Below are 20,122 nucleotides of genomic sequence, written 5' to 3' on the forward strand. Positions count from 1 at the left end.
GGTGGCAAGGTTCTTCAATGGACCTTGGGATAGCCGTGGCGCTCGGCCAGCAGTTCGAGGATGCGCTTGGCATCGTTCACAAAGCGCACCGCGCCGATCGCCTTGGCATCGGCTGGCACGGGGTGCCCGTTGCCCAGGATCAGCGCGGGCAGGCTCTGGTGGTCGGCATCGAGCGCGGCAATGACCACAGGGCGCGGCCGCGGGTACGGCAGGCGCTCGATGTCCAGGCGCGCGGCCAGCTCGGGGTTGCCAGCCAGCAGGCCCTCGATGCCGATGCAGTGCGGGCACACGAAGCGCTCGCCGGGATGGCGCGCATCCTCGAAGCCAGGTTGCAGGAGCAAAAGTCGGTCGCGGCTCATGGCGTGTTCTCTTTCTTTCAATCAGGGTGAATGCAGCAGGCAAGGCTGCGCCGCGCCGCCACAGTGGTGGCAGCGATGGAGTTGCATGGAATGGGATATGCGATGCGCAGGGCGCCGCGAGCCACCAATATAGCCAGGCGCCCGGTCAAAATGGCATGGAATATGTCATATGGATATTCCCGAAAATCTCATATGCATATGAACAAACCAAGGGACGTGCAGCACTCGCCGTGCACTGCGCAACCGGAGCAGCTACCATCCCCAAAGGCCCGCGGCGCCTTCATTGCATGCCGCTGACCGCCTTGTTGATTGATGATTTTCTGATCGGGGACATTCACACATGAGCTATACCGCATCGCCCTCCCGCTATGAAGGCGCGGCCTACCGCCGCGTGGGCCGCAGCGGCCTGGTGCTGCCGGCCCTGTCGCTGGGCCTGTGGCACAACTTCGGCGACAGCACGCCCATCGACACGCAGCGCCAGTTGCTGCGCACCGCGTTCGACCACGGCATCAACCACTTCGACCTGGCCAACAACTACGGCCCGCCCTATGGCAGCGCCGAGACCAACTTCGGCCGCCTGCTGCGGGAGGATTTCCGGGCCTACCGCGACGAGCTCATCATCTCGTCCAAGGCCGGCTGGGACATGTGGCCCGGCCCCTATGGCAAGGGCGGTGGCTCGCGCAAGTACGTGCTGGCCAGCCTGGACCAGAGCCTGCAGCGCCTGGGCCTGGACTATGTGGACATCTTCTACTCCCACCGCTACGACCCCGACACCCCTCTGGAGGAAACCGCCGCCGCGCTGGCCCAGGCCGTGCAGCAGGGCAAGGCGCTGTACATCGGCATCTCCTCGTACTCGGCACGCAAGAGCCGCGAGATCGCCGCCCTGCTCCAGGAGTGGAAGGTGCCGCTGCTGATCCACCAGCCGGCCTACAACCTGTTCAACCGCTGGATCGAGAAAGACCTGCTCGACGCCACCGAGGAGATCGGCGCCGGCGTCATCGCCTTCACCCCGCTGGCCCAGGGCCTGCTGACCGACAAGTACCTGGCCGGCACGCCGGCCGATGCACGCGTGAACCGACCCGGTGGCGGCTCGCTGCGCGCCGAGCACCTGTCGGACGCCAACATCCAGCGCGCCCGCGCGCTCAACGAGATCGCCCAGCGCCGCGGCCAGAGCCTGGCCCAGCTCGCGCTGGCCTGGACGCTGCGCGACCCCCGCGTCACCTCGGCCCTGATCGGCGCCAGCCGCCCCGAGCAGATCGTGCACAACGTCGCAGCGCTGCAGAACCTGGCGTTCACGGCCGAGGAGCTGGCCGAGATCGACCGCCACGCGGTCGAAGGCGGCATCAACCTGTGGGAAAAGCCCTCGACCGAGTACGCCTGAGCGGCCACCGGGCCAAGCCTGCGGGGCCCCCTTTGTACCCGCAGCACATAAGAAAGCGCACAAAGCTTCGTTGGCCCGCGCGGCAGCGCTCCGTAGATTCAGGCGTTCGCAACCCTGCGTTCCACACGCCCCATCTTCGGAGTTCTTTGCCATGCCTTTCGCCCTTGGCGCGCCCCGTGCGCGCACCTTTCTTCGCCTGAGCACCCTGGCCGCCTCGCTGCTGCTCACCGGCCTGGCCAGTGGGGCCCATGCCGCCGACCTGAGCATCGGCTTCATGCCCGGCCCCTACCGCGATGCCTTCACCAAAGGCATCGAGCCGCTGCTCAAGAAACAGGGCTACCGCATCAAGTACGTGGAGTTCAGCCAGGGCGTGCAGCCCAACGATGCGGTGGAGCGCGGCCAGATCGACGCCAACATCTTCCAGCACTCGCTGTACCTGAACGCCACCAACAAGCAGCAGGGCTTTGACCTGGTGCCCGTGGTCCATGTGCCCACGCCGCCCATGGGCCTGTACTCGCAGCGCCACAAGACGCTGGACGCCGTGCCCGACGGTGCCACCGTGACCCTGCCCGCCGACCCGGTGAACGCCGCGCGTGCGCTCAACATCCTGGCCGCCATCGGCTGGATCGAACTCAAGCCCGACGTGAACCCGATCACCGTGTCCGAACGCGACATCGCCAGCAACCGCAAGAAGCTGCGCCTGGTGCCGCTCGATGCCGCCCAGGCCCCACGCTCGCTGGCCGACGCCGACCTGGCCGCCGTGCAGGGCAACTTCGCCGTGGCCTCGGGCCTGAAGCTGACCGACGCGCTCAAGCAGGAGAACATGACCCTGCCCTACGTGAACGTGGTCGCCGTCAAGCGCGGCAACGAGAACGCCCAATTCGCCAAGGACATTGCCCAGGCCTACCAGTCGGCCGAGTTCCAGCAGGCCTTCAAGGCCAACCCGGCATGGGCGGGTTACCGGCTGCCGGACTACTTCGCGAAGTAATGGATGGCCGCCCAGACCCCTCATCGGGCGGAGCGCCGCTCTCTGGCGTCCCCCATGCAGGCTGCAAAGTGCCAGGCGGCAATGTTGCGGTTGGACCGCCGGGCCTTCTGCTCGTAGATGATTTCCACCATCGGCAAGAGGTCTGGCTGTGCGGCCAGCAGCCGTTTCATCTGCTGTTCAGTGACTCCGGCGTCGGCTTTCCGGGCCACGTCCATCACCAGGTCCCGATAGCCCTCGCAGGCCTGCCGTTCCTCCTTCGTCACCGCGCAGGCAGGGAGGGCGACAAGGGCCCAGGCCAGTGCACACCCGACCAGAAGGTTCACGCGCCCGCGGCCGTCAGTCTTCGGCAGCATAGCCTGTCAGTTCCAGCAGGGTCGCGACGAAGTTATCGTGGGAGGGAAGCGCCTCGCGCTGCCCGGCCGTTGCGCGCGCCAGCACGGGCTGGCGGGCCACCGCTGCGGGCGATACCAGCAGGTCGAGCCCGGGCGCCTCGCCCGCGTCCAGCCTGAACGGCAGGCCGGCCGGCAATGCCAGCCACTCCCCCGCCTCGCAGAGCACGGCGGCATGGCCTGGCCCGGCCTCCAGCTGGACCAGCAGGCTGCCCTGCACCACCCAGAGCACGAGCACACCTCCGCCCGGCGCCTCGTGGCGACCCCAGCCACGCCAGCGGGCCTGCCAGTTGCTCACCTGTTTCGGCAAGAGGACGCGCTCGACGGAATCGGCCGCACGGTGGGCCTGCCATCCCGCGGGTGCGTCCGCAGGCAAGGGCAGATCGCCGCCCTCCTGGCGGCCGAAATCCGCGCCCACGGCGCGCAGGTGCCGCTGGATCAGGTGGTCGCAGACCAGGGTAGTCCCCCAGGTGCCATGCGCATCGAACGCAACCAGGGCGCCCATCGCGTACCCGCCCCTTACTGCAGGAAGGCCGGCTTGGCGTAGCCGCGGAACTTGCTGTCCACCACGGCCTGGAAGTCCTTGGAGCGGTAGACCTCGACCAGGTCCTTGGCCCAGGGGGCGTCCTTGTCGGTGCGCTTGACGGCCACGACGTTGAGGTAGTGGTCGGGCGTCTTCTCCAGCGCCACAGCCTCGGTCAGTTTGAGGCCCGAGGAGATCGCGAAGTTGCCATTGATGATGGCGTACTCGGTATCGCCGAGCGAGCGTGGTAACTGCGCCGCTTCGAGCGGGATGAACTTGAACTTGCGCGGGTTCTGCTCGATGTCCTTCTCGGACGCACGGATCGGATCGATGCCGGCCTTGAGCGTGATGAGCTTGTTCTGCTCCAGCAGCACCAGCGCACGCGCCAGGTTGCTCGGGTCATTGGGCAGGGTGAAGCGGTCGCCGTCCCTGGCCTCGGCCAGGGTCTTGCGCTGGGTGGAGTAGACGCCCAGCGGCGCGATGGGGCCCTGCACCAGCTCGACGAGGTCGAGCTTCTGGTCCGCCGCGAACTTCTTCAGGTAGACCAGGTGCTGGAAGAAGTTGGCATCGAGCGAGCCCTGGGCCAGTGCGAGGTTGGGCTGCACATAGTCGTTGAACTCGACCAGCTTGACCTTGTAGCCCTTCTTCTCCAGCAGGGGCACGATGCCCTGCTTGAGCTGGTCGATGTTGGAGCCGGCGGTGCCGCCGATGGTGAGTTCTTTCTTCGCAGCCTGGGCGCTGGCTGCCAAGGGCAGCATGCCGGCGGACAGGGCCAGCAGCGACAGGGAAAGGACGGAACGGCGAAGCAATGCGTTGTTCATGGAAGTGATTCGGAAAAAAGGGAAGAAAGGGTTCAGTCAGCGCTTGTCCAGCCGGCGTGCCGTGGCCGTGCCGATGAACTGGATGGTCTGCACCAGCACCACGAGCAGGGCCACGGTGAGCACCATCACGTCGGTCTGGAAGCGGTAGTAGCCATAGCGGATGGCCAGGTCGCCGATGCCGCCGCCGCCCACCACGCCAGCGATGGCCGAGTAGGACAGAAAGCTCACCGCCAGCACCGTGAAGGCCAGCACCAGGCCCGAGCGGGCCTCGACGACGAGCACGCGCCAGATGATCTGCAGCTCGCTCGCACCCATGGCGTGGGCCGCCTCGATCACGCCGCGCGGCACCTCGCGCAGGCACTGGTCCACCAGGCGCGCCAGGTAGGGAATGGCCGCCACCGACAGCGGTACCGCAGCCGCCAGCGGCCCGATGGACGTGCCCGCGATGACCCGCGTGAACGGCACCAGCGCCACCAGCAAAATGATGAAGGGGAAGGAGCGCACCGTGTTCACGATCCAGTTGAGCACCAGGTGCACCGGCCGGTTGGCCAGCGACTGGCCCGGGCTGAGCAGGAACAGCAGAATGCCCAGCGGCCCGCCGATCAACAGCGCGGCACTGAGGCCGATGGCCAGCATCAGAAAGGTCTGGCCCACGGCCACGCCCAGCTCGGGCAGGATGGCGAGGATGTTCTCAGGCATAGGCCACCCCCTGCTCCACGGCATTGGCGCGCGTGGCATGGCCTGTGGCGGCCAACGCCTCCTGCGCATCGCGCGCGCGGCGGCGCACCAGTGCGTCGATCTCGCGGCCCAGCGCGGTGAGGCGCTGCGCGGGCGGTGCATCGACGGCGAACTGCTCGACCAGTTCGCCCTGCTCCAGGATGGCGACCTGGCGGCACAGCAGCTCCACCACGGGCAGCTCGTGCGTCACGATGACGATGGTCACGCCGATCTGCTGGTTGATGTCGCGCAGCGTGGCCAGCAGCTCCTGCGTGGTCTCACTGTCCAACGCCGAGGTCGGCTCGTCGCACAACAGCACCTGGGGCCGCGGCGCCAGGGCACGGGCAATCGCCACGCGCTGCTTCTGGCCACCCGAGAGCTGCGCAGGGTAGCTGTCGATCTTGGATTCGAGCCCCACCAGCTCCAGGCACTCGCGCACGCGCGCCTTTGTCTCGGCGCGCGAATGGTGGCCGTGGATCTTGAGCGGAAAGGCCACGTTGTCGGCCACCGTGGCGTTCTGGATCAGGTTGAACTGCTGGAAGATCATCCCCAGGCTCTGGCGCGTGCCGCGCAGCTCGGCGCGCGAGAGCGTGGTCAGGTCGCGCCCGCCCACGACCACGCGGCCCGCGTCGGGGCGCTCCAGCAGGTTGATCAGGCGCAGCAGCGTGGACTTGCCGGCACCGCTCTTGCCGATCAGGCCGAAGATGTCGCCGGCATGGATGTCCAGCGAGAGCGCGCGCACGGCGTCGAAACGCTCGCCATTGGGCAGGGTGAAGGACTTCTGCACGGATTCGAGCCGTATCACGGGCACGGCACCGGGCGGGTGGGGATGCAAGGGGGAAGCAACGGTCATGGGACAGCGAAGGCGCCGCACCAGGGCAAAAATGCACCCGAAACCGGCAAACCCTCTGGAACAAACAGATGCACCCAGTATGGGAACGCAGCGCGCGCCGCGGAACGACGCATTCGGCGCGTGCTTATGCGTTTTCCAACTAAGTACCCCCGACTGGAAAGACGGCAGCAGCAGCGCGTGCATAAGCTTGCGCGCATTCCTTCGTTGGGCAATGCGCGCGGCACGCACACAGTCGGCGGCTTGTTCACTTACCACCCAAGCAAGAAGGAATCATGCTGCACACCATCCGCCGCCGCACCGCCGCCGCCACCGCCCTCTCACTGGCCGCCATCGCCCTGCTGGCCCCCTTCGGCACCCTGCACGCGCAGGACAAGAAGACGCTCAAGGTAGGCGTCTCCGTGGGCAATGGCGAACAGATCTTCGAAGTCGTCAAGAAGGTCGCTGCCCGCGACGGCCTGGCCATCGACGTGATCGTCTTCAACGACTACCAGTTGCCCAACGCCGCCCTGGCGGCCGGCGACCTGGACGCCAACGCCTTCCAGCACCAGCCGTTCCTGGACAACCAGAACAAGGCGCGCGGCTTCGACATCGTGCCCGTGGGCCTGACCATCACCGCGCCGCTGGGCTTCTACTCGCGCAAGATCAAGAGCCTGGACGCCCTGCCCGACGGTGCCACGGTGGGCATCCAGAACGATCCGTCCAACGGCAACCGCGCCCTGTTGCTGCTGCAGGAGGCCAAGCTCATCACCCTGAAGCCCGAAGCGGTGAAGAACAACACCGCCACGCCGCTTGACGTGCTCACCAACCCCAGAAAGCTCAAGCTCGTGCCGCTGGACGCCGCGCAGCTGCCGCGCTCGCTGGACGACCTGACCATCGCCTCCATCAACAACGACTATGCCGAGAAGGCCGGCCTGTCGCTCGCCAGGGACGCGGTGATCAAGGAGTCGCCCAAGAGCCCCTACGCCAACCTGATCGCCGTGCGCCGCGCCGACAAGGACCAGCCCTGGGCCAGGCAGTTGGTCAAGGCCTACCAGTCGCCCGAGGTGAAGAGCTTCATCGAGACCAAGTTCAACGGCGCACTGGTGCCGGCGTTCTGATCTGGCCGGCCCCGCCAGGCGCCACCTGCGGGGCTGGTTGCGCGACAATCGGCCCCGCCATTCAACCCCCTGCCCGCCCCATGCTGGTCTTCGTCTTCGGAACGCTCAAGCAGGGCTTTCCCAACTTCCACGAGAACCTGGGCACGCGTGTGCCGGGGGACTTCGCCACCTGCGAGCGCTATCCGCTGTACCTGGTGGGCGACCGGCACTCCCCCTGGATGATTGATGCGCCTGGAACCGGCCACCCGGTCAAGGGCCAGGTCTTCGAGGTGGATGCGCCCGCACTGCAGCGGATGGACCTGCTCGAGCGGGTGCACGCACCCGATGGCTACCGGCGCAGCACCATCGAGGTCATCCCAGCCGCCACCACGGCCACAACGCCCTTGCAGGTGTTTGCCTACCTCAAGTCTGCCGACCAGGTGCAGCCCGGGCAGGTCCGCCAGGGGCCCCTGCCCGAATACGGGCTCGCGCACGCAGCCCTCTACCGCAGGCGCCACCCCTAGGCGCCCCTACCGACCAGCAGCCGGTGCCTGCGCCCCGGCACGCAGGCTGATGCGGTTGACGCCTTCGGAGTCCGCCGGCCGCCCCCCAGCCGCCACCAGGCGCGAGCGGGCCATGCGCGCAGCGGCCTCGGCCTGCAGGGCGGCCATGTAGGCCAGGTGGTTGGTCTGGGCCTCGTCGTGGGTCTTGCGCCACACGCTATCCGCATGGGCCAGGGCCTCGGTGGCCCGCAGCAGCTCGGCGGGGGCATGGCGGGCCACGGAGGGATCGGCATGCGCCGCAGCAACTGCCGCGCGGGCACGCTCCAGCGCCATGGAGGGGGCGCTCGCGCAGCCGATCAGCACCAGGGCAGCCGCACCTATGGCAGAAAGAAGGACGATGGTGCGCGCAAGCATGGTGTTCCGGGCTCTCAAGGCCGGTGGGCGGGCTGCTGCTGCAGCCCCGCGAGCGATCTACCCACCGATTCGCGGGAGCCATCGCGCACCTGTGCACTGGCCGACGTGACGATAAGAAAGCTGGCGATCAACGCCAGGGCGCAGACCACGAGCATGGCGACGGCCAGCCCGGGCAGGATCTTCCAGAACACCGTGCCGCCAGGGCTGGGGTCGAGGTCTTCGATGGACAAGGGGTACATGCGGTTCAGAGCCTATAAAGGAAGGCCGTGCGCTGCGGATCTGCAGCGACAGCACCCCAGGCATTCTGGAGACGACCCCCTTGCCAACCAACGAACGAATGCGAGTTTGCAGATGCGGTTTGCGTTGGGATCGGCGAACGCCATGCCGTCGCTACAACCAGGGCAGCTGGTGCGCCGCGTAGCGGAAGGTCTGGAACACGCTGTTGAGCTGCCCGGGCCCGGTCTTGCGGGCGGCGGCATCCGGGTATTCGGCAAACCAGGGGATGACGTACTCCCACACCACCTGCCCGGCAGGCGTCACCTCGAACAGCCGGCCGGTGGACGACTCCGTGACATGGGTGTTGCCATTGGGCAGCCGCTGGGCGTTGCCCATGAAGGGCGAATAGAACAAATGCGCTGTCTCGTCCTGGTACTGCCAGGCGATGCGCTTGCCATCCGCCGGGTCGATCTCCAGCACGCGCGAGAAGGCCACGTGCGAACCCGTGCGGAAGTTGCCGTTGTCGAAGACCAGGATGTGGCCGTTGTCCAGCGCCACGGGCGCATGCTGGTGCGATACGACCTCGGGCGGTATGTGCAGTTGCACCTTGCCGCTTGCGCGGTCCACGCCGATCACGCCCGAGGTGGTGCGCAGGCTCATCAGCACCAGCCCATCGGCCGTGGTGCCCAGGCCATTGACCAGCGGCCAGTGGTAGCGGCCAAAGCCCGGGTGGATGGGGAAGCGCGCCGGGTCCAGGTGCTCGGCCGCATGCCAATCCCACACCAGCCGGCCGCTGCGGTCGACCTCGCGCACCACATCGGCGTACAGTGGCGTGGCCGGGTCGCCCGTTCCACCGGGCACGCGCTGCGCGAAGCCCTCGTCCACCCGCTCGCAGGCGGCATACAGCAGGTGGCCATTGGGCAGCCACTGCGCATCGTGGTGGTGGGCCGGGTCCTGGTAGCGCCAGACGACCTCTCCGGCAGGCGTCACCTCGTAGAAATCACCGCCATGCCACATGGACCAGGGCGCGTAGAGGTCGGGCGAGTCGGCATGGCTGCCGTTGTAGCCCAGGTTGCCGTTGGGCAGGATCACGGCGTGCCGGCCCGGGCGCACCGGCAGCTGCCATTCATGCACCACGGTGCCCTGGATGTCCACCAGGAACACGCAGCCACCGGCGGTCTGCGGGGCGATCAGGGTGTAGCCGCCAAAGCTCTGCGCCGGATCGTGCGCGATGAGGCCCACCCCGCGCCGGCGCTGGGTGGCCTGGTCGACGCTCGCACTCATGGCGCCGGGGGTCCGCGCCAGACGATCTCGCGCACGTTGATCTTGCGCGGAATGATGCCCAGCGACTGGAAGGTGTCGGCCAGTTGCTGCTGCTGCGCCACGTGCGCGTCGGTCACCGGGCCCAGCGAGAACTCGGCACGCTTGAACGCAGCCGACCACGACTTCACGTCGATGCCCGTGGCCTCGGCGGCCAGGGCTGCCAGCTCGTCGCGGTTCTCGCCCGACCAGAGGGTGAGCTTGCGCAGCTCATCGAGCACGCTGGCCAGCACCAGCGGGTGGCGCGCTGCAAAGTCCTTGCCGGCCATGTAGTAGGACGAGCTGGTCAGGCGCCGGTCCGTGGTGTCGGCCACCACACGCGCGCCGTACTTTTCTTCGGCGATGGCGTAGTACGGGTCCCAGACCACCCAGGCGTCAATGTTGCCGCCGTTGAAGGCCGCGGTCGCATCGGCCGGAGACAGGTAGGTCGGCACGATGTCGTTGAACGACAGGCCGGCGGTCGCGAGCGCCTTGACGGTCACGTTGTGCGCACTCGATCCTTTGCCGAAAGCCACCTTTTTGCCCTTGAGGTCGGCCAGGGTCTTGATCGGCGAATTCCGGGGCACCAGCACCGCGTGCTGGGCCGATGGCGTGGCTGCGGCGTAGACCAGGTTGGAGCCACCGGCCTGCGCGAACACCGGGGGCGTATCGCCGACCGACCCCAGGTCGACCGCGCCAGCGCCCAGCGCCTCCAGCAAGGGCGGGCCGAACTGGAATTCGATCCACTTCACGCTGGGCACGCCCAGCGCCTTCAGGCGCGCCTCGATGACCTGTTGCTTGCGCGCCAGCACCAGGATGGCCGAGCCTTTCTGGAAGCCGATCCGCACCTCCTTGGGCAGGGGCGCCTGGGCCCAGGCGGGAGCGGCCACAGCGGCTGCGGCCCACGCGCCCGCAGCGATGAAAGTGCGGCGGCGCAAGGAAGCTTGAGAGGTGTGCAAAGGAACTCCTGTTGGAAAGTGGGGGCCCAGGCTCAGGCGAGCGACAGGACTGGGATTTCCACCGCAGCGGCCTGCGCGCGCTGGCGCAGCACGGGCACGGCACGCTGTACCGCGAGGTCAATGCGCGCTTGCAGGGCATCGCTGGCCACGCGGTAGTTGTCGAACTCCTTGTCGGTCGCGTACACGCCGATGGGCAGCGTGTGCGCCTGGAAGAAGCTGAACAGCGGGCGCAGCTGGTGGTCGATGGCCAGCGCATGCCGGTCGCTGCCGCCCGTGGCGGCCAGCAGCACGGGTACGTCGATCAGCGCCTCGTGGTGCACAAAGTCGAACAAATGCTTGAACAGGCCCGTGTAGGTGCCGCGGTAGATGGGGCTGGCCACCAGCAGCAGGTCAGCGCTCTCGATCTCGCGCAGCACCGACTCCACGGCCGGCGGCAGCTGCGCGCGCTGCAGCACGGCGCCGAACTGGGGCACGAGCTCGCCCAGCTCGATCAGTCGCGTGTCGGCCGGGTAGGCATCGGCAAAGCCTTCGAGCAGGTGCTGCACCAGCGCCAGGGTGCGGGAGGGGCGCTGCAGGCCGCCGGAGACGGCGACGATCTTGGGGGTTCTGGCCATGGTGGAATGCGGTGGGGTGGAACAAAAAAAATGGGGGTGCCCTCCCGGCGAATGCAAGGCGGCGCACGCAGGGTTCCCACTGTGCCGCGAAGCGGTGCCGCGCGGCACCTGCGCGCTAGAAGCATTTCGGCTATCGATATGCGCCGTACGCGCTCAGAACACCCGACCCTCTTCGAGGTGCGTGGTCACGCCATTGAGCTGGTAGTCGCCCAGCACCCGCGTCTTTTGCAGCAACGGGTTGTGGTTGAAGATGGTGCGGATGTTGCGCCAGTGGCGGTCGAAGTTGTGGCGGCTGGAGGTGGCCGAGGCCCCACCCGCCTCGAACATGCGCTCGGCCGCGCCCAGGGCCAGGCGGGCCACCACGGTCTGGGTCTTGGCCGTGGCCAGGGCACCCTGCAGCACCAGATCGGCCGCCTGCGGCGCGCCGGCCGCGATGGCCTGGGCCGAGCGGTCGAGCCAGCGCGCGTTGTCGAGCACCAGGGCATCGATGGCGTGCGAGGCGGCCGCCAGTTCGCCCACCACCAGCTGGTTGAAGTGGTCCTCGCGCGCCGTGGCTGCCGGGCTGTGCAGGGCCGGGCGGCCGTGCTCGCGCACGTAGCGTGTGGCATCGGCCAGCACATTGCGCACCGCACCGGCCGCCGCGGTCACCAGGTGCAACTGGCGCAGCGCCGAGGTGTGGCGCCCCACGAGCGAGCCCGCATCGCGCGGCTGCACCTCGTGCGCATGCACCAGCACATCGGTGAACACGATGGAACCGCTGGCTGTGAGGCGCTGGCCAAAGCCGTCCCAGTCGTCCAGGATGGCGATGCCCTCGCGGTCCACCGGCAGGTTGAGCGTGACCAGCGTGCCCTCTTCGTCGAGCACGCTCACGTTGGCGTAGTCCGAGAACGCCGTGCCCGTGGCGTAGAACTTGCGGCCCGAGAGCCGGAAGTGGTCGCCCTCGCGCACCAGCGCGGTGTGTGTCAGGCCCGCGCGCTCGGTGCCGCGCTCGGTGTAGGCGCCGCCGAACAGCGCGCCTTCGAGCGTGCGCTGCACCTGCAGCTGCCGCTGTGGGCTCGGCGGCGTGAGGCGCAAGGCCTCGGTGGCGTTGAAATGGATGCGCAGCGCATGCGCCACATTGGAGTCGGCCGCGGCCAGCGTGGCGAGCGCGCCGATCAGGTCTTCGACCGAGCCATCGGGCCCGCCATCGGCCTTGCCGATGCGCAAAGCGCCCAGGCCCGACTGGCGCACCAGGCGGAAGGCCTCATGGGGCAGCGAACGGTCGGCCTCGCGCTGGGCCGCGCCCTGGGCAATGGTGTCGGCCAGGGCGGGAATGCCGGCGAGGATGGCTTCGCGCGTGCGCGGAAGCTGCAGAACGGTGTGTGCCATCGCCCTGCCTCACTGCGCGGCAGGAGCCATGGCAATGCCCGTGCAGAGAGCGGCCGCGCCCCACAGGCCAGCGCCCGGCCATGGCGACGCAAGAAGAGAGAGATCGACAGACAGTGCGTGCATGGGCTTCCTTGGCGGCAGGCATCGCCACGCAGCGAGCGGCCCACGCCGCCGCTGGGGCGACACATCGGGGGCAATGCTAGGTGCAGGGCCCGGTGGCTGCTTAGACCCATTTCGAGGTACCAAATACGGAAATCGCCACAGGCGGCAGCCGCCCACGGCGCGCGCCCTGCCAGCCTGGGTTCGGGCACACACCGCCCCGCGCCTCGGACGATTCCGTCATATGCATCTGGTTGCGCGGCACCCGCGTGCTCGCTGATGATCCGCCGCTCTTGCGCGTGGCAACGCGGCCTCCATGCGTTGCCGCCTGGTCCGCACACGCCCCCTCCCTCTTTCCATCCCTTCTCTTTTCCAGGAACCCACCTTGTTGTCGTTGAAACGCCGTACCGTGCTGGCCAGTGGCGCCGCCGCAGCCCTGATCCCATTGGCCGTGCCCCAGGCCTTTGCGCAGAAGAAGAAAGACAGCCTCGTGATCGGCCTCACGCTGGAGCCCACGGGCCTGGACCCGACGGCCAAGGCGGGCGCGGAGATCGCCGAGGTGGTGCTCTACAACATCTTCGAGACACTCACCAAGATCCAGTCCGACGGCAGCGTCAAGCCCCTGCTGGCCGAGGGCTGGGAGATCTCGCCCGACCTCAAGACCCACACCTTCCGGCTGCGCAAGAACGCCCGGTTCCACAACGGCGAGCCCTTCAACGCACAGGCCGTGAAGTTCGCCTTCGACCGCGCGGGCGGCGAGAAGAGCACCAACAAGGACCGGCGCCTGTTCGCCAGCCTGACCACGCGCGTGGTCGATGAGCACACCGTGGTGGTGCTCAGCAAGGACATCGAGCCCGACCTGCTGTTCCTGCTGGGCCAGGCCACCGCCGTCATCGTCGAGCCCAAGAGCGCGGACACCAACGAAACCAGGCCCGTGGGCACCGGCCCCTACCAGCTCAGTGCATGGAACAAGGGCTCGCTGATCACGCTGGCCAAGTGGGCGGGCTGGCGCGATGCGGCGGCGGTGCAGATCCCGCGCGTCACCTTCCGCTTCATCTCGGAGCCCGCCGCACAGACCACCGCACTGCTGGCGGGCGACGTGGATCTGTTCCCCCACGCCTCGGTGTCGCGCACGCTGCCGCAGTTCGAGCGCGACAAGCGCTTCCAGGTGGTGTTCAACGCCTCGCTGGGCAAGACCATCCTGGCCATCAACAATGCCAGGAAACCGCTGGACGATGTGCGCGTGCGCCGCGCCATTGCCGCGGCCATCGACCGCAAGGCCGTGATCTCGGCCGCCGCGGACGGCCGGGGCGTGCCCATAGGCAGCCACTACGTGCCCGGCGCGCCCGGCTATGTGGACACCACGGGCGTCAACCCCTTCGACATCGAGAAAGCCAAGCGCCTGCTGGCCGAGGCCGGCGTGAAGACGCCGCTGGAGCTGAACTTCGTGCTGCCCCCACCGCCCTATGCGCGCCAGGGCGGCGAGCTGATCGCGGCCCAGCTCGCCAAGATCGGCATCATCGCCAAGATCCAGAACGTGGAATGGGCCCAGTGGATCAGCGGCACCTACGGCCAGAAGAACTACGACCTGAGCCTGATCCTGCACGTCGAGCCCTTTGACCTAGTGAACTACACCAAGCCCGAGTACTACTGGGGCTACCAGTCGGCCAAGTTCAACGAGATCTTCGAGAAGACCAAGAGCAGCCTGCGCACCGCCGACCGCCAGCGCTACCTGGGCGAGGCCCAGCGCCTGCTGGCCGAAGACGCGGTGAACGCCTACCTCTACCAGCCGCAGTTCATCACGGTGGCAGCGCGCAACCTGCGCGGGCTGTGGAAGGATGCGCCGATCTTCGCGAACGATCTCTCGGCGCTGTCCTGGGGATAAAAAAGAGCCGGGCGTGCCGCTCAGGCGGCCACCAGGCGGATCAGCGTGATCTCTGAAGGTGCGCCCAGCCGCATCGGTGGCCCCCAGTAGCCGGTGCCGCGGCTCACGTACACCCACATGCTCTGCAGCCGGTGCAACCCGGCGACAAAAGGGTTCTGCAGCGGCACGAACAGATTCCACGGCCAGAACTGCCCGCCGTGCGTATGGCCCGACAGCTGCAGCGCAAACCCCGCCTGCGCAGCGGCCGGCGCACTGCGCGGCTGGTGCGCCAGCAGCACGCGCGTGCGCGCCTCGGGTGGCGCTCCGGCCAGCGCACGCTGCGGGTCGCTGGCCTGGCTGGCATCGAAGTGCCCCGCCGTGAAGTCGGTCACCCCGCCCAGCACCAGGGCATCGCCATCGCTCTGCCCCGCCGCCGGGCGCAGCACGGCATGCTCGTTGAGCAGCACGCGCAGCCCCAGGCGGCGCAATTCGGCAATCCATGGCTCCGCACCGGCGTAGTACTCGTGGTTGCCTGTCACCACAAAGCTGCCGTGGCGCGCCTGCAGGTCGGCCAGCGGTGCAATGTGCTCGCGCAGCTCGGGCACGCTGCCATCTACCAGGTCGCCCGTGATGGCGATAGCATCGGCCTTGAGCGCATTCACGCGGTGCACGATGCGCGCGATGTAGCCGCGCCGGATGGTGGGCCCCACATGCAGGTCGCTGAGCTGCACGATGGTGAAACCCTGCAGCGCCGCCGGCAGCCCGGCCAGGGGCACATCGACGCGCCGCACGCCCGCGGTGCGCCGCGCGTTCCAGTAGCCCAGCAGGGAGGCCAGCGTGGCCGCGATCACCACCGCGGCCGCACTGTCGGCGCGCGCCGCGCCGCCCTCCTGCAGCCAGCCACCGGCCCAGGCCCCGGCCAGCACCAGGTCCCGCAGCAGCGTCAGCACAAAGAGCGACGAAAACCAGCCCATGGCCAGCAGGCCCAGCCAGGTCCACGCCGGGCTGGCCGCGCCACGGCGGCCCCTGCGGTGCTGGAAGGGCTTGGGCAAGGCGATGGCGCAGACCAAGAGCGCCACGGCCAGCGCAGGCCCGGAGCCCGGCCAGGGAGAGAGCGCGGGCACCAGGCGCAGGCCGATGTACAGGTGCAGGAGGGTGGTCAGAATGGTCAGCGGGCGCAGCGGCATGGCAGGCGGAGGTGGCGCGGCGGGGCCGCAGAAATCTGCAGATGCGGCCACTGCCCTGAATATCCAGCCCCATCGCCAGCGCACAGCCCCTCCCGGTCGCAGGACAGCACACTAGCGTGCCTGCATGCTCGCCCCTACCGCATGGTCGATCACATAGCGCCATTCGCCAGACGCCTGCCGGCGCACGAGCTCGGCACTGCTGCCGCTGGCCAGCACGCTGCCATCGTCACCCACCAGCGACCAGGCGGCGCGCAGCAGGGCCAGCTCACCGGCCACCAGGCAAAAGAGGTTGCGGGACTCCATGGTGCCGGGCAGCGCGAGCAGTGCGCCCAACGCGCCGGCAATCTGCGCCCTGCCCGCCAAGGTGGCGCCCGAGGCATCGGCACACAGCAGCGCCTGGTCCTCGTACAGTGCCAGCAGGCGGTCGATATTGCGGCTGTTGAATGCCCTGGCAAAGGCGGTGTTCATTGCTGCGGGCTCGGTGACTTGGTACATGATGACAATCCCATCGTGGAAGAAAAGTGGCTGAGGCTGGCAGTGGAGCAGCCCGGCCCAGAGCTTTCCAAATGGATACCTCCAACATCCTCCACCTCCATGCAGCCATCGACCGCCAGAGCCCGCACTGCCAGTAGCCGCCACCACAAAGACCAGCCCGCCCCCGTGCGGCCAGAACGCTGCCCGGTGGAAGATTGGCTGGGCTTTCTGGGCCACCGCTGGAACGCCCTGCTGCTGTGGCACCTGCAGGAACGGCCGCTGCAGCACCAGGACCTGCTGGCCGCCCTGCCCGGTATCACCGCCAAGGTGCTGGGCGAGCGCCTGAAGGCGCTGCAGGAACGCGGGCTGGTGCAGCGCGAGGAGTTCGCGACCTTTCCGCGCACAGTGGCCTACCACCTCATGCCGCAGGGCCGGCAGGTGGTGGGCATCCTGGACCAGTTCGAGCAGTTGGCCAGCCGGCATGAAGGCCCCGCCGGGCCCTTGGGTCACCGGTTTGGGTGAGCCGAAAGCCCCCGCAGAGAGCATTCAACCCGATTACATTCAGTCACCCCCTTGGATTGGCGCCTTGGCGGAATGAACAGGAGACCCCGTGCCTTTGCTGAAACTGTCCTGCGTGAACTGTTTGGCCCCGCTGGAGATCGGGGAGGATCTTGAACGCTTCACGTGCAGCTACTGCGGCACCGCGCAGATCGTCGAGCGCTCTGCCGGGGTCATAGCGACACGGAAGATCGAGACCGCCCTCAAGGCCGTACAGCGCGGAACGGACCGCACGGCGGCGGAACTGGCCGTTCCGCGCCTGACCCGGGAACTCGCCGAGGCGCAATCGGCCAGGGCGGACATCCTGGCGACGGCAAGAAAGAGTGGGGAACGCGCCATGCGCGCCCGCCGCAAGGCCGCGCTGATCACCTTCTGCGTGATGTTCTTTGTCGGCCCGCTGGCCATTGCCGGCATGGGTGCCTCCATGGGCACCTTTCTCGCACTCCTGTGGACCGTGGCCCTCATTGCAGTTCCGGTCTGGGTCTACAACAACTACCAACTTCCAGCGGACAAGGTCCTCGATGCCACAGCGGCGATCGACGCGCGCATCGCCCATCTGGAGGAGCACCTGCGGGCCAACCGGTCCATCCTCGACACCTTGCCGGTGTGAGCCCTGGCCCGGCCGCTGGGAAATAGTTTCGGACGCAGCGGCCAAGGCATTCTTTGCTCGCTCCGCGCCGTGAGAGCGTGCAGGCAACTGCGCAGGCAGCCACCGATCAGGCGCTGTAGACCTCCCACCTGCCTGTGCGCAGGCCGTGAATCAGTTCCTGCAATTCCCTGTCCAGTGCCCGATCTTCCACGACCAGTGGAATTGCCCTTGAGAGCTCGTCCAGGAAATTCCTGAGGGGGGCTGGCAGCGGGAGCTCGCTGATCCGCAGGCGCAGCTCCAGCGCTTGCCGCGCAGCAATGAGCATGCCGGCAGCGACCTGCTCGGTCAGCTCCAGCACCCGCAGCGCGTCGCGTGCGGCGATGGTTCCCATGCTGACCTTGTCCTGGTTGTGGCATTCGGTGGATCGCGAGAAGACGGAAGCCGGCATGGTTTGCTTCAAGGCCTCCGCGGTCCAGGCCGACACGCTGATCTGAAGGGCCTTCAGGCCATGGTTGATGGCAGCGCGGGGACCGGTGGAGCCCGACAGATTGGACGGCAGCCCATGGTTGTAGCGCTGGTCGACCAGCAGTGCCAACTGCCGGTCCATGAGGTCCGCCAGATTGGCGACCGCATTTTTCAGGGTATCCATCGCCAGCGCGATGTGTCCTCCATAGAAGTGCCCACCATGGAGCACCCGTTCGCCCTCCGGGTCGATCAAGGGGTTGTCATTGGCGCTGTTGAGTTCGTTCTCGATCAACTGGCGAAGAAAGGGCAATGCATCGCCCAGCACGCCGATCACGTGGGGCGCGCAGCGCAACGAGTAGCGGTCCTGCAGGCGCAGTTCATTCCTTGCCGGTTTTTCGGACATCAGGTCTTCCCTGATGCGCCTGGCCGCCAGCTGCGGGCCGGCATGCGGCTTGGCCTGGAACAGCTTCTCATCAAAGTGGTGTGCATTGCCATCGCTGGCCCACACATTGCACGCGGTCAATCGGGTGCTCAGGCGCTCCAGGCTTTGCGCGCGCAACCACGCGATGCAGGCCAGGCCCGTCATCACCGAGGTCCCGTTCATCAGGGCCAGTGCCTCCTTGGGGCGCAGCCGCAAGGGCTTGAGCCCGATGGCCTTCAACGCCTCTGCGGCGGACGTCTTCGCCCCCTGGTACCAAACCTCACGCTCTCCGCACAACACAGCCGCCACATACGACAGGGGTGTCAGGTCCCCGCTGGCGCCCACCGACCCTTCCGAGGGAATCAGAGGCAATACATCGTGGACCAGGAGCTGCTCCAGTTGCACCAGCAACTCCCAGCTCACGCCAGAGACGCCCTGGCACAGCGAATTGAGCCGCGCCACCAGGATGGCCCTCGTCTCCTCTGGCGTGAAGAGCCGGCCGGCGCCAATGCCATGGTAGGTATAGAGATGGTGGGGCAGTTCCGCAATCAGGTCCGACGGAATCTGCACCGTGCAGGAATCGCCGTAGCCGGTGGTGACCCCATAGACCACCCCGTCTTCCAGCAGCAGGCGATCAAGGAACTGGGCGCCTGCATCGATCCGCTGGCGAAATGCCTCCGAAGGACCGAGCGATGCACGCCGCCTGCCGGTAGCGATGTCGACAACTTCCTCGATCGTGAGCCTGCTTCCGTCCAGGATGACGGTGGTGGTTGATTTTGTTTGCATGGCCAAGTCTAGGGCCTGTTCACACCCATTTCGGGGATCGCGTTGCACGGCCTGGGGGCTGGATGCAAGGCGCCCGTGCGCAGCAAGGTGTGCACCTTGCAAGCGCGGGCTACGCCGCAGACAGTCCCCAGGCCGCTCAGCCCGAAGCGAAGGCCCGTGCCGCCGCACCAGGCACAACGCGGCGCAGAAACAAAAAAGCCACCCAAAGGTGGCTGTTTGCTTTTTGCAAAGACTGCCTGCTTGCAGGCTTCTCCAAGATTCCGTTGATTTCTGAAGCTGGTCTCTTCAGAAGGAACCTTGGTAGGCGCGATTGGACTCGAACCAACGACCCCCACCATGTCAAGGTGGTGCTCTAACCAGCTGAGCTACGCGCCTGTGTTGTTCTGTTCAAGACCACGATTATATACACAAAAATTGCACCTCTGACCAAGTTGCAGCAAAAGATGCAAAAAGATGGCCCGCAGCCCCTGCCGCCCTGCGCGCCGGCAAGCGGGCATCACACCTCGACGGTGCAGTTGGCCCGCTGGAGCGCCGCGTCGATCCACGCATTGTCCTGCGTTCCATCGGCGATCTCGGCCACCATCACGGCTTCGATCTTCTGCTTTTGGTGCGCGGCGGCCAGCAGTTGCTCAGCCTGGCCATAGGGCACGCACAGCAAACCGTCGTCGTCGCCGATGACCAGGTCGCCGGGCTCGATGACCATGCCGTCGATGGCGATGGGCACGTTGATCTCGCCGGGTCCATCCTTGTAAGGGCCGCGGTGGGTGACGCCGGCGGCGAACACGGGGAAGCTGTCCTTGCGGATCACGGCGCTGTCGCGGATGGCACCGTTGATGACGATGCCACCAAAACCCTTGAGCTTGGCCTCGCCCACCATGATCTCGCCGATGAGGGCGTTGGTGAGGTCGCCACCCGCGTCCACCACGATCACGTCGCCGGGCTGGGCCAGCTTCAAGGCTTTGTGGATGAGCAGGTTGTCGCCCGGGCGGGTCTTGATGGTGAAGGCCGGGCCGGCCATGGCAGTGCCGTCGTGCATGGGGCGCAGGCGGGCGCCGCCGGCGGTCATGCGCGACATGCAGTCGCTGACGTTGGCCACGGGCACGCCGAGGAATTGCCGGGCCAGAGCGAGGCTCACGGCGCGTTGTCGTTTCAAAATTTGGCAGCCGATCATGGTGCGTCTCTCAAGAATGGGGATACAA

At 67.4% G+C, this 20,122-nt stretch carries 23 protein-coding genes and 1 tRNA gene; 7 read left to right on the forward strand and 17 right to left on the reverse strand.

Annotated features, from left to right (window positions below):
• Positions 1–14: 14 nt before the first annotated feature.
• Complete coding sequence (locus HNP48_RS29340; RefSeq protein ID WP_184863976.1) at positions 15–359, reverse strand: DUF3088 domain-containing protein; 345 nt, start codon at positions 357–359, stop codon at positions 15–17.
• Between the two features lie 340 nt (positions 360–699).
• Here HNP48_RS29340 and mgrA point away from each other — a divergent pair, with 340 nt between their 5' ends.
• The gene (mgrA, locus tag HNP48_RS29345) at positions 700–1,740 is read left to right on the forward strand and encodes an L-glyceraldehyde 3-phosphate reductase (protein WP_184863978.1); all 1,041 of its coding nucleotides are present in this window, start codon (positions 700–702) and stop codon (positions 1,738–1,740) included.
• Positions 1,741–1,891: 151 nt separating this feature from the next.
• A complete protein-coding gene (locus HNP48_RS29350) occupies positions 1,892–2,728 on the forward strand; it encodes a MetQ/NlpA family ABC transporter substrate-binding protein (RefSeq protein WP_184863980.1) in 837 nt (278 codons plus the stop codon).
• 20 nt (positions 2,729–2,748) lie between these two features.
• Here HNP48_RS29350 and HNP48_RS29355 read toward each other — a convergent pair whose 3' ends face one another.
• Genes HNP48_RS29355 through HNP48_RS29375 form a run of 5 tightly spaced genes read right to left on the reverse strand, consistent with a single transcriptional unit; the run spans position 2,749 to position 6,031 of the window.
• Positions 2,749–3,081 (reverse strand): hypothetical protein, encoded by a 333-nt coding sequence (locus tag HNP48_RS29355; RefSeq protein WP_184863982.1) that lies wholly within the window; start codon positions 3,079–3,081, stop codon positions 2,749–2,751.
• A complete protein-coding gene (locus HNP48_RS29360) occupies positions 3,065–3,622 on the reverse strand; it encodes a hypothetical protein (protein ID WP_184863984.1) in 558 nt (185 codons plus the stop codon). Before HNP48_RS29360 ends, HNP48_RS29355 begins: the two co-directional genes overlap by 17 nt.
• 14 nt (positions 3,623–3,636) lie before the next feature.
• Entirely contained in the window at positions 3,637–4,461 is an 825-nt protein-coding gene (locus tag HNP48_RS29365; RefSeq protein ID WP_184863986.1) for a MetQ/NlpA family ABC transporter substrate-binding protein, read from the reverse strand.
• Positions 4,462–4,497: 36 nt separating this feature from the next.
• Positions 4,498–5,160 carry a methionine ABC transporter permease gene (locus tag HNP48_RS29370; protein ID WP_184863988.1) on the reverse strand — a complete coding sequence of 221 codons (663 nt, stop codon included), beginning with the start codon at positions 5,158–5,160 and terminating at the stop codon, positions 4,498–4,500.
• Entirely contained in the window at positions 5,153–6,031 is an 879-nt protein-coding gene (locus tag HNP48_RS29375; protein ID WP_184863990.1) for a methionine ABC transporter ATP-binding protein, read from the reverse strand. Before HNP48_RS29375 ends, HNP48_RS29370 begins: the two co-directional genes overlap by 8 nt.
• Before the next feature lie 272 nt (positions 6,032–6,303).
• Between HNP48_RS29375 and HNP48_RS29380 the strand changes: the two genes are divergently transcribed.
• Both HNP48_RS29380 and HNP48_RS29385 read left to right on the forward strand, forming a co-directional pair.
• Entirely contained in the window at positions 6,304–7,128 is an 825-nt protein-coding gene (locus HNP48_RS29380) for a MetQ/NlpA family ABC transporter substrate-binding protein (protein WP_184863992.1), read from the forward strand.
• Positions 7,129–7,208: 80 nt separating this feature from the next.
• A complete protein-coding gene (locus HNP48_RS29385) occupies positions 7,209–7,631 on the forward strand; it encodes a gamma-glutamylcyclotransferase family protein (protein ID WP_184863994.1) in 423 nt (140 codons plus the stop codon).
• 6 nt (positions 7,632–7,637) lie between these two features.
• Here HNP48_RS29385 and HNP48_RS29390 read toward each other — a convergent pair whose 3' ends face one another.
• From HNP48_RS29390 to HNP48_RS29415, 6 genes are all read right to left on the reverse strand, one after another.
• Positions 7,638–8,024: a DUF4398 domain-containing protein gene (locus HNP48_RS29390; protein ID WP_184863996.1), complete on the reverse strand. Its 387-nt coding sequence runs from the start codon at positions 8,022–8,024 to the stop codon at positions 7,638–7,640.
• Between the two features lie 14 nt (positions 8,025–8,038).
• Positions 8,039–8,263 (reverse strand): hypothetical protein, encoded by a 225-nt coding sequence (locus HNP48_RS29395; protein WP_184863998.1) that lies wholly within the window; start codon positions 8,261–8,263, stop codon positions 8,039–8,041.
• 151 nt (positions 8,264–8,414) lie between these two features.
• The gene (locus tag HNP48_RS29400; protein WP_184864000.1) at positions 8,415–9,524 is read right to left on the reverse strand and encodes an aryl-sulfate sulfotransferase; all 1,110 of its coding nucleotides are present in this window, start codon (positions 9,522–9,524) and stop codon (positions 8,415–8,417) included.
• On the reverse strand, positions 9,521–10,477 hold the full coding sequence (locus HNP48_RS29405) for a sulfonate ABC transporter substrate-binding protein (RefSeq protein WP_184864002.1): 957 nt from the start codon (positions 10,475–10,477) through the stop codon (positions 9,521–9,523). Before HNP48_RS29405 ends, HNP48_RS29400 begins: the two co-directional genes overlap by 4 nt.
• A gap of 53 nt (positions 10,478–10,530) precedes the next feature.
• Entirely contained in the window at positions 10,531–11,112 is a 582-nt protein-coding gene (gene msuE, locus HNP48_RS29410; RefSeq protein WP_184864004.1) for an FMN reductase, read from the reverse strand.
• A 153-nt stretch (positions 11,113–11,265) separates the two neighbouring features.
• The gene (locus tag HNP48_RS29415) at positions 11,266–12,480 is read right to left on the reverse strand and encodes an acyl-CoA dehydrogenase (protein WP_184864006.1); all 1,215 of its coding nucleotides are present in this window, start codon (positions 12,478–12,480) and stop codon (positions 11,266–11,268) included.
• 484 nt (positions 12,481–12,964) lie between these two features.
• Between HNP48_RS29415 and HNP48_RS29420 the strand changes: the two genes are divergently transcribed.
• A complete protein-coding gene (locus HNP48_RS29420; protein WP_260420425.1) occupies positions 12,965–14,464 on the forward strand; it encodes an ABC transporter substrate-binding protein in 1,500 nt (499 codons plus the stop codon).
• A 20-nt stretch (positions 14,465–14,484) separates the two neighbouring features.
• Here the strand turns inward: HNP48_RS29420 and HNP48_RS29425 are convergent, their stop codons facing one another.
• Entirely contained in the window at positions 14,485–15,630 is a 1,146-nt protein-coding gene (locus HNP48_RS29425) for a metallophosphoesterase (protein WP_184864008.1), read from the reverse strand.
• A 111-nt stretch (positions 15,631–15,741) separates the two neighbouring features.
• Positions 15,742–16,125 (reverse strand): DUF4440 domain-containing protein, encoded by a 384-nt coding sequence (locus HNP48_RS29430; protein ID WP_221480394.1) that lies wholly within the window; start codon positions 16,123–16,125, stop codon positions 15,742–15,744.
• 165 nt (positions 16,126–16,290) lie between these two features.
• On the opposite strand from HNP48_RS29430, the gene HNP48_RS29435 reads away from it, so the two are divergent.
• A complete protein-coding gene (locus HNP48_RS29435) occupies positions 16,291–16,626 on the forward strand; it encodes a helix-turn-helix domain-containing protein (RefSeq protein WP_221480395.1) in 336 nt (111 codons plus the stop codon).
• 88 nt (positions 16,627–16,714) lie between these two features.
• On the forward strand, positions 16,715–17,272 hold the full coding sequence (locus tag HNP48_RS29440) for a hypothetical protein (protein ID WP_184864012.1): 558 nt from the start codon (positions 16,715–16,717) through the stop codon (positions 17,270–17,272).
• Positions 17,273–17,378: 106 nt separating this feature from the next.
• Here the strand turns inward: HNP48_RS29440 and hutH are convergent, their stop codons facing one another.
• The 3 genes from hutH to HNP48_RS29455 form a co-directional block, all read right to left on the reverse strand.
• Entirely contained in the window at positions 17,379–18,923 is a 1,545-nt protein-coding gene (gene hutH, locus HNP48_RS29445; protein ID WP_184864134.1) for a histidine ammonia-lyase, read from the reverse strand.
• Positions 18,924–19,221: 298 nt separating this feature from the next.
• A tRNA-Val gene (locus HNP48_RS29450) sits at positions 19,222–19,298 on the reverse strand.
• A gap of 121 nt (positions 19,299–19,419) precedes the next feature.
• On the reverse strand, positions 19,420–20,094 hold the full coding sequence (locus HNP48_RS29455; protein WP_184864014.1) for an RraA family protein: 675 nt from the start codon (positions 20,092–20,094) through the stop codon (positions 19,420–19,422).
• Positions 20,095–20,122: the final 28 nt, after the last annotated feature.

The sequence above is a fragment of the Acidovorax soli genome, from assembly GCF_014207955.1.
GTDB lineage: Bacteria > Pseudomonadota > Gammaproteobacteria > Burkholderiales > Burkholderiaceae_C > Acidovorax > Acidovorax soli_A.

Coding starts and splice junctions, on each gene's coding strand:
- HNP48_RS29340 (WP_184863976.1), bottom strand. CDS start 359: ATGAGCCGCGACCGACTTTTGCTCCTGCAACCTGGCTTCGAGGATGCG.
- mgrA (WP_184863978.1), top strand. CDS start 700: ATGAGCTATACCGCATCGCCCTCCCGCTATGAAGGCGCGGCCTACCGC.
- HNP48_RS29350 (WP_184863980.1), top strand. CDS start 1,892: ATGCCTTTCGCCCTTGGCGCGCCCCGTGCGCGCACCTTTCTTCGCCTG.
- HNP48_RS29355 (WP_184863982.1), bottom strand. CDS start 3,081: ATGCTGCCGAAGACTGACGGCCGCGGGCGCGTGAACCTTCTGGTCGGG.
- HNP48_RS29360 (WP_184863984.1), bottom strand. CDS start 3,622: ATGGGCGCCCTGGTTGCGTTCGATGCGCATGGCACCTGGGGGACTACC.
- HNP48_RS29365 (WP_184863986.1), bottom strand. CDS start 4,461: ATGAACAACGCATTGCTTCGCCGTTCCGTCCTTTCCCTGTCGCTGCTG.
- HNP48_RS29370 (WP_184863988.1), bottom strand. CDS start 5,160: ATGCCTGAGAACATCCTCGCCATCCTGCCCGAGCTGGGCGTGGCCGTG.
- HNP48_RS29375 (WP_184863990.1), bottom strand. CDS start 6,031: ATGACCGTTGCTTCCCCCTTGCATCCCCACCCGCCCGGTGCCGTGCCC.
- HNP48_RS29380 (WP_184863992.1), top strand. CDS start 6,304: ATGCTGCACACCATCCGCCGCCGCACCGCCGCCGCCACCGCCCTCTCA.
- HNP48_RS29385 (WP_184863994.1), top strand. CDS start 7,209: ATGCTGGTCTTCGTCTTCGGAACGCTCAAGCAGGGCTTTCCCAACTTC.
- HNP48_RS29390 (WP_184863996.1), bottom strand. CDS start 8,024: ATGCTTGCGCGCACCATCGTCCTTCTTTCTGCCATAGGTGCGGCTGCC.
- HNP48_RS29395 (WP_184863998.1), bottom strand. CDS start 8,263: ATGTACCCCTTGTCCATCGAAGACCTCGACCCCAGCCCTGGCGGCACG.
- HNP48_RS29400 (WP_184864000.1), bottom strand. CDS start 9,524: ATGAGTGCGAGCGTCGACCAGGCCACCCAGCGCCGGCGCGGGGTGGGC.
- msuE (WP_184864004.1), bottom strand. CDS start 11,112: ATGGCCAGAACCCCCAAGATCGTCGCCGTCTCCGGCGGCCTGCAGCGC.
- HNP48_RS29415 (WP_184864006.1), bottom strand. CDS start 12,480: ATGGCACACACCGTTCTGCAGCTTCCGCGCACGCGCGAAGCCATCCTC.
- HNP48_RS29425 (WP_184864008.1), bottom strand. CDS start 15,630: ATGCCGCTGCGCCCGCTGACCATTCTGACCACCCTCCTGCACCTGTAC.
- HNP48_RS29430 (WP_221480394.1), bottom strand. CDS start 16,125: ATGTACCAAGTCACCGAGCCCGCAGCAATGAACACCGCCTTTGCCAGG.
- hutH (WP_184864134.1), bottom strand. CDS start 18,923: ATGCAAACAAAATCAACCACCACCGTCATCCTGGACGGAAGCAGGCTC.
- HNP48_RS29455 (WP_184864014.1), bottom strand. CDS start 20,094: ATGATCGGCTGCCAAATTTTGAAACGACAACGCGCCGTGAGCCTCGCT.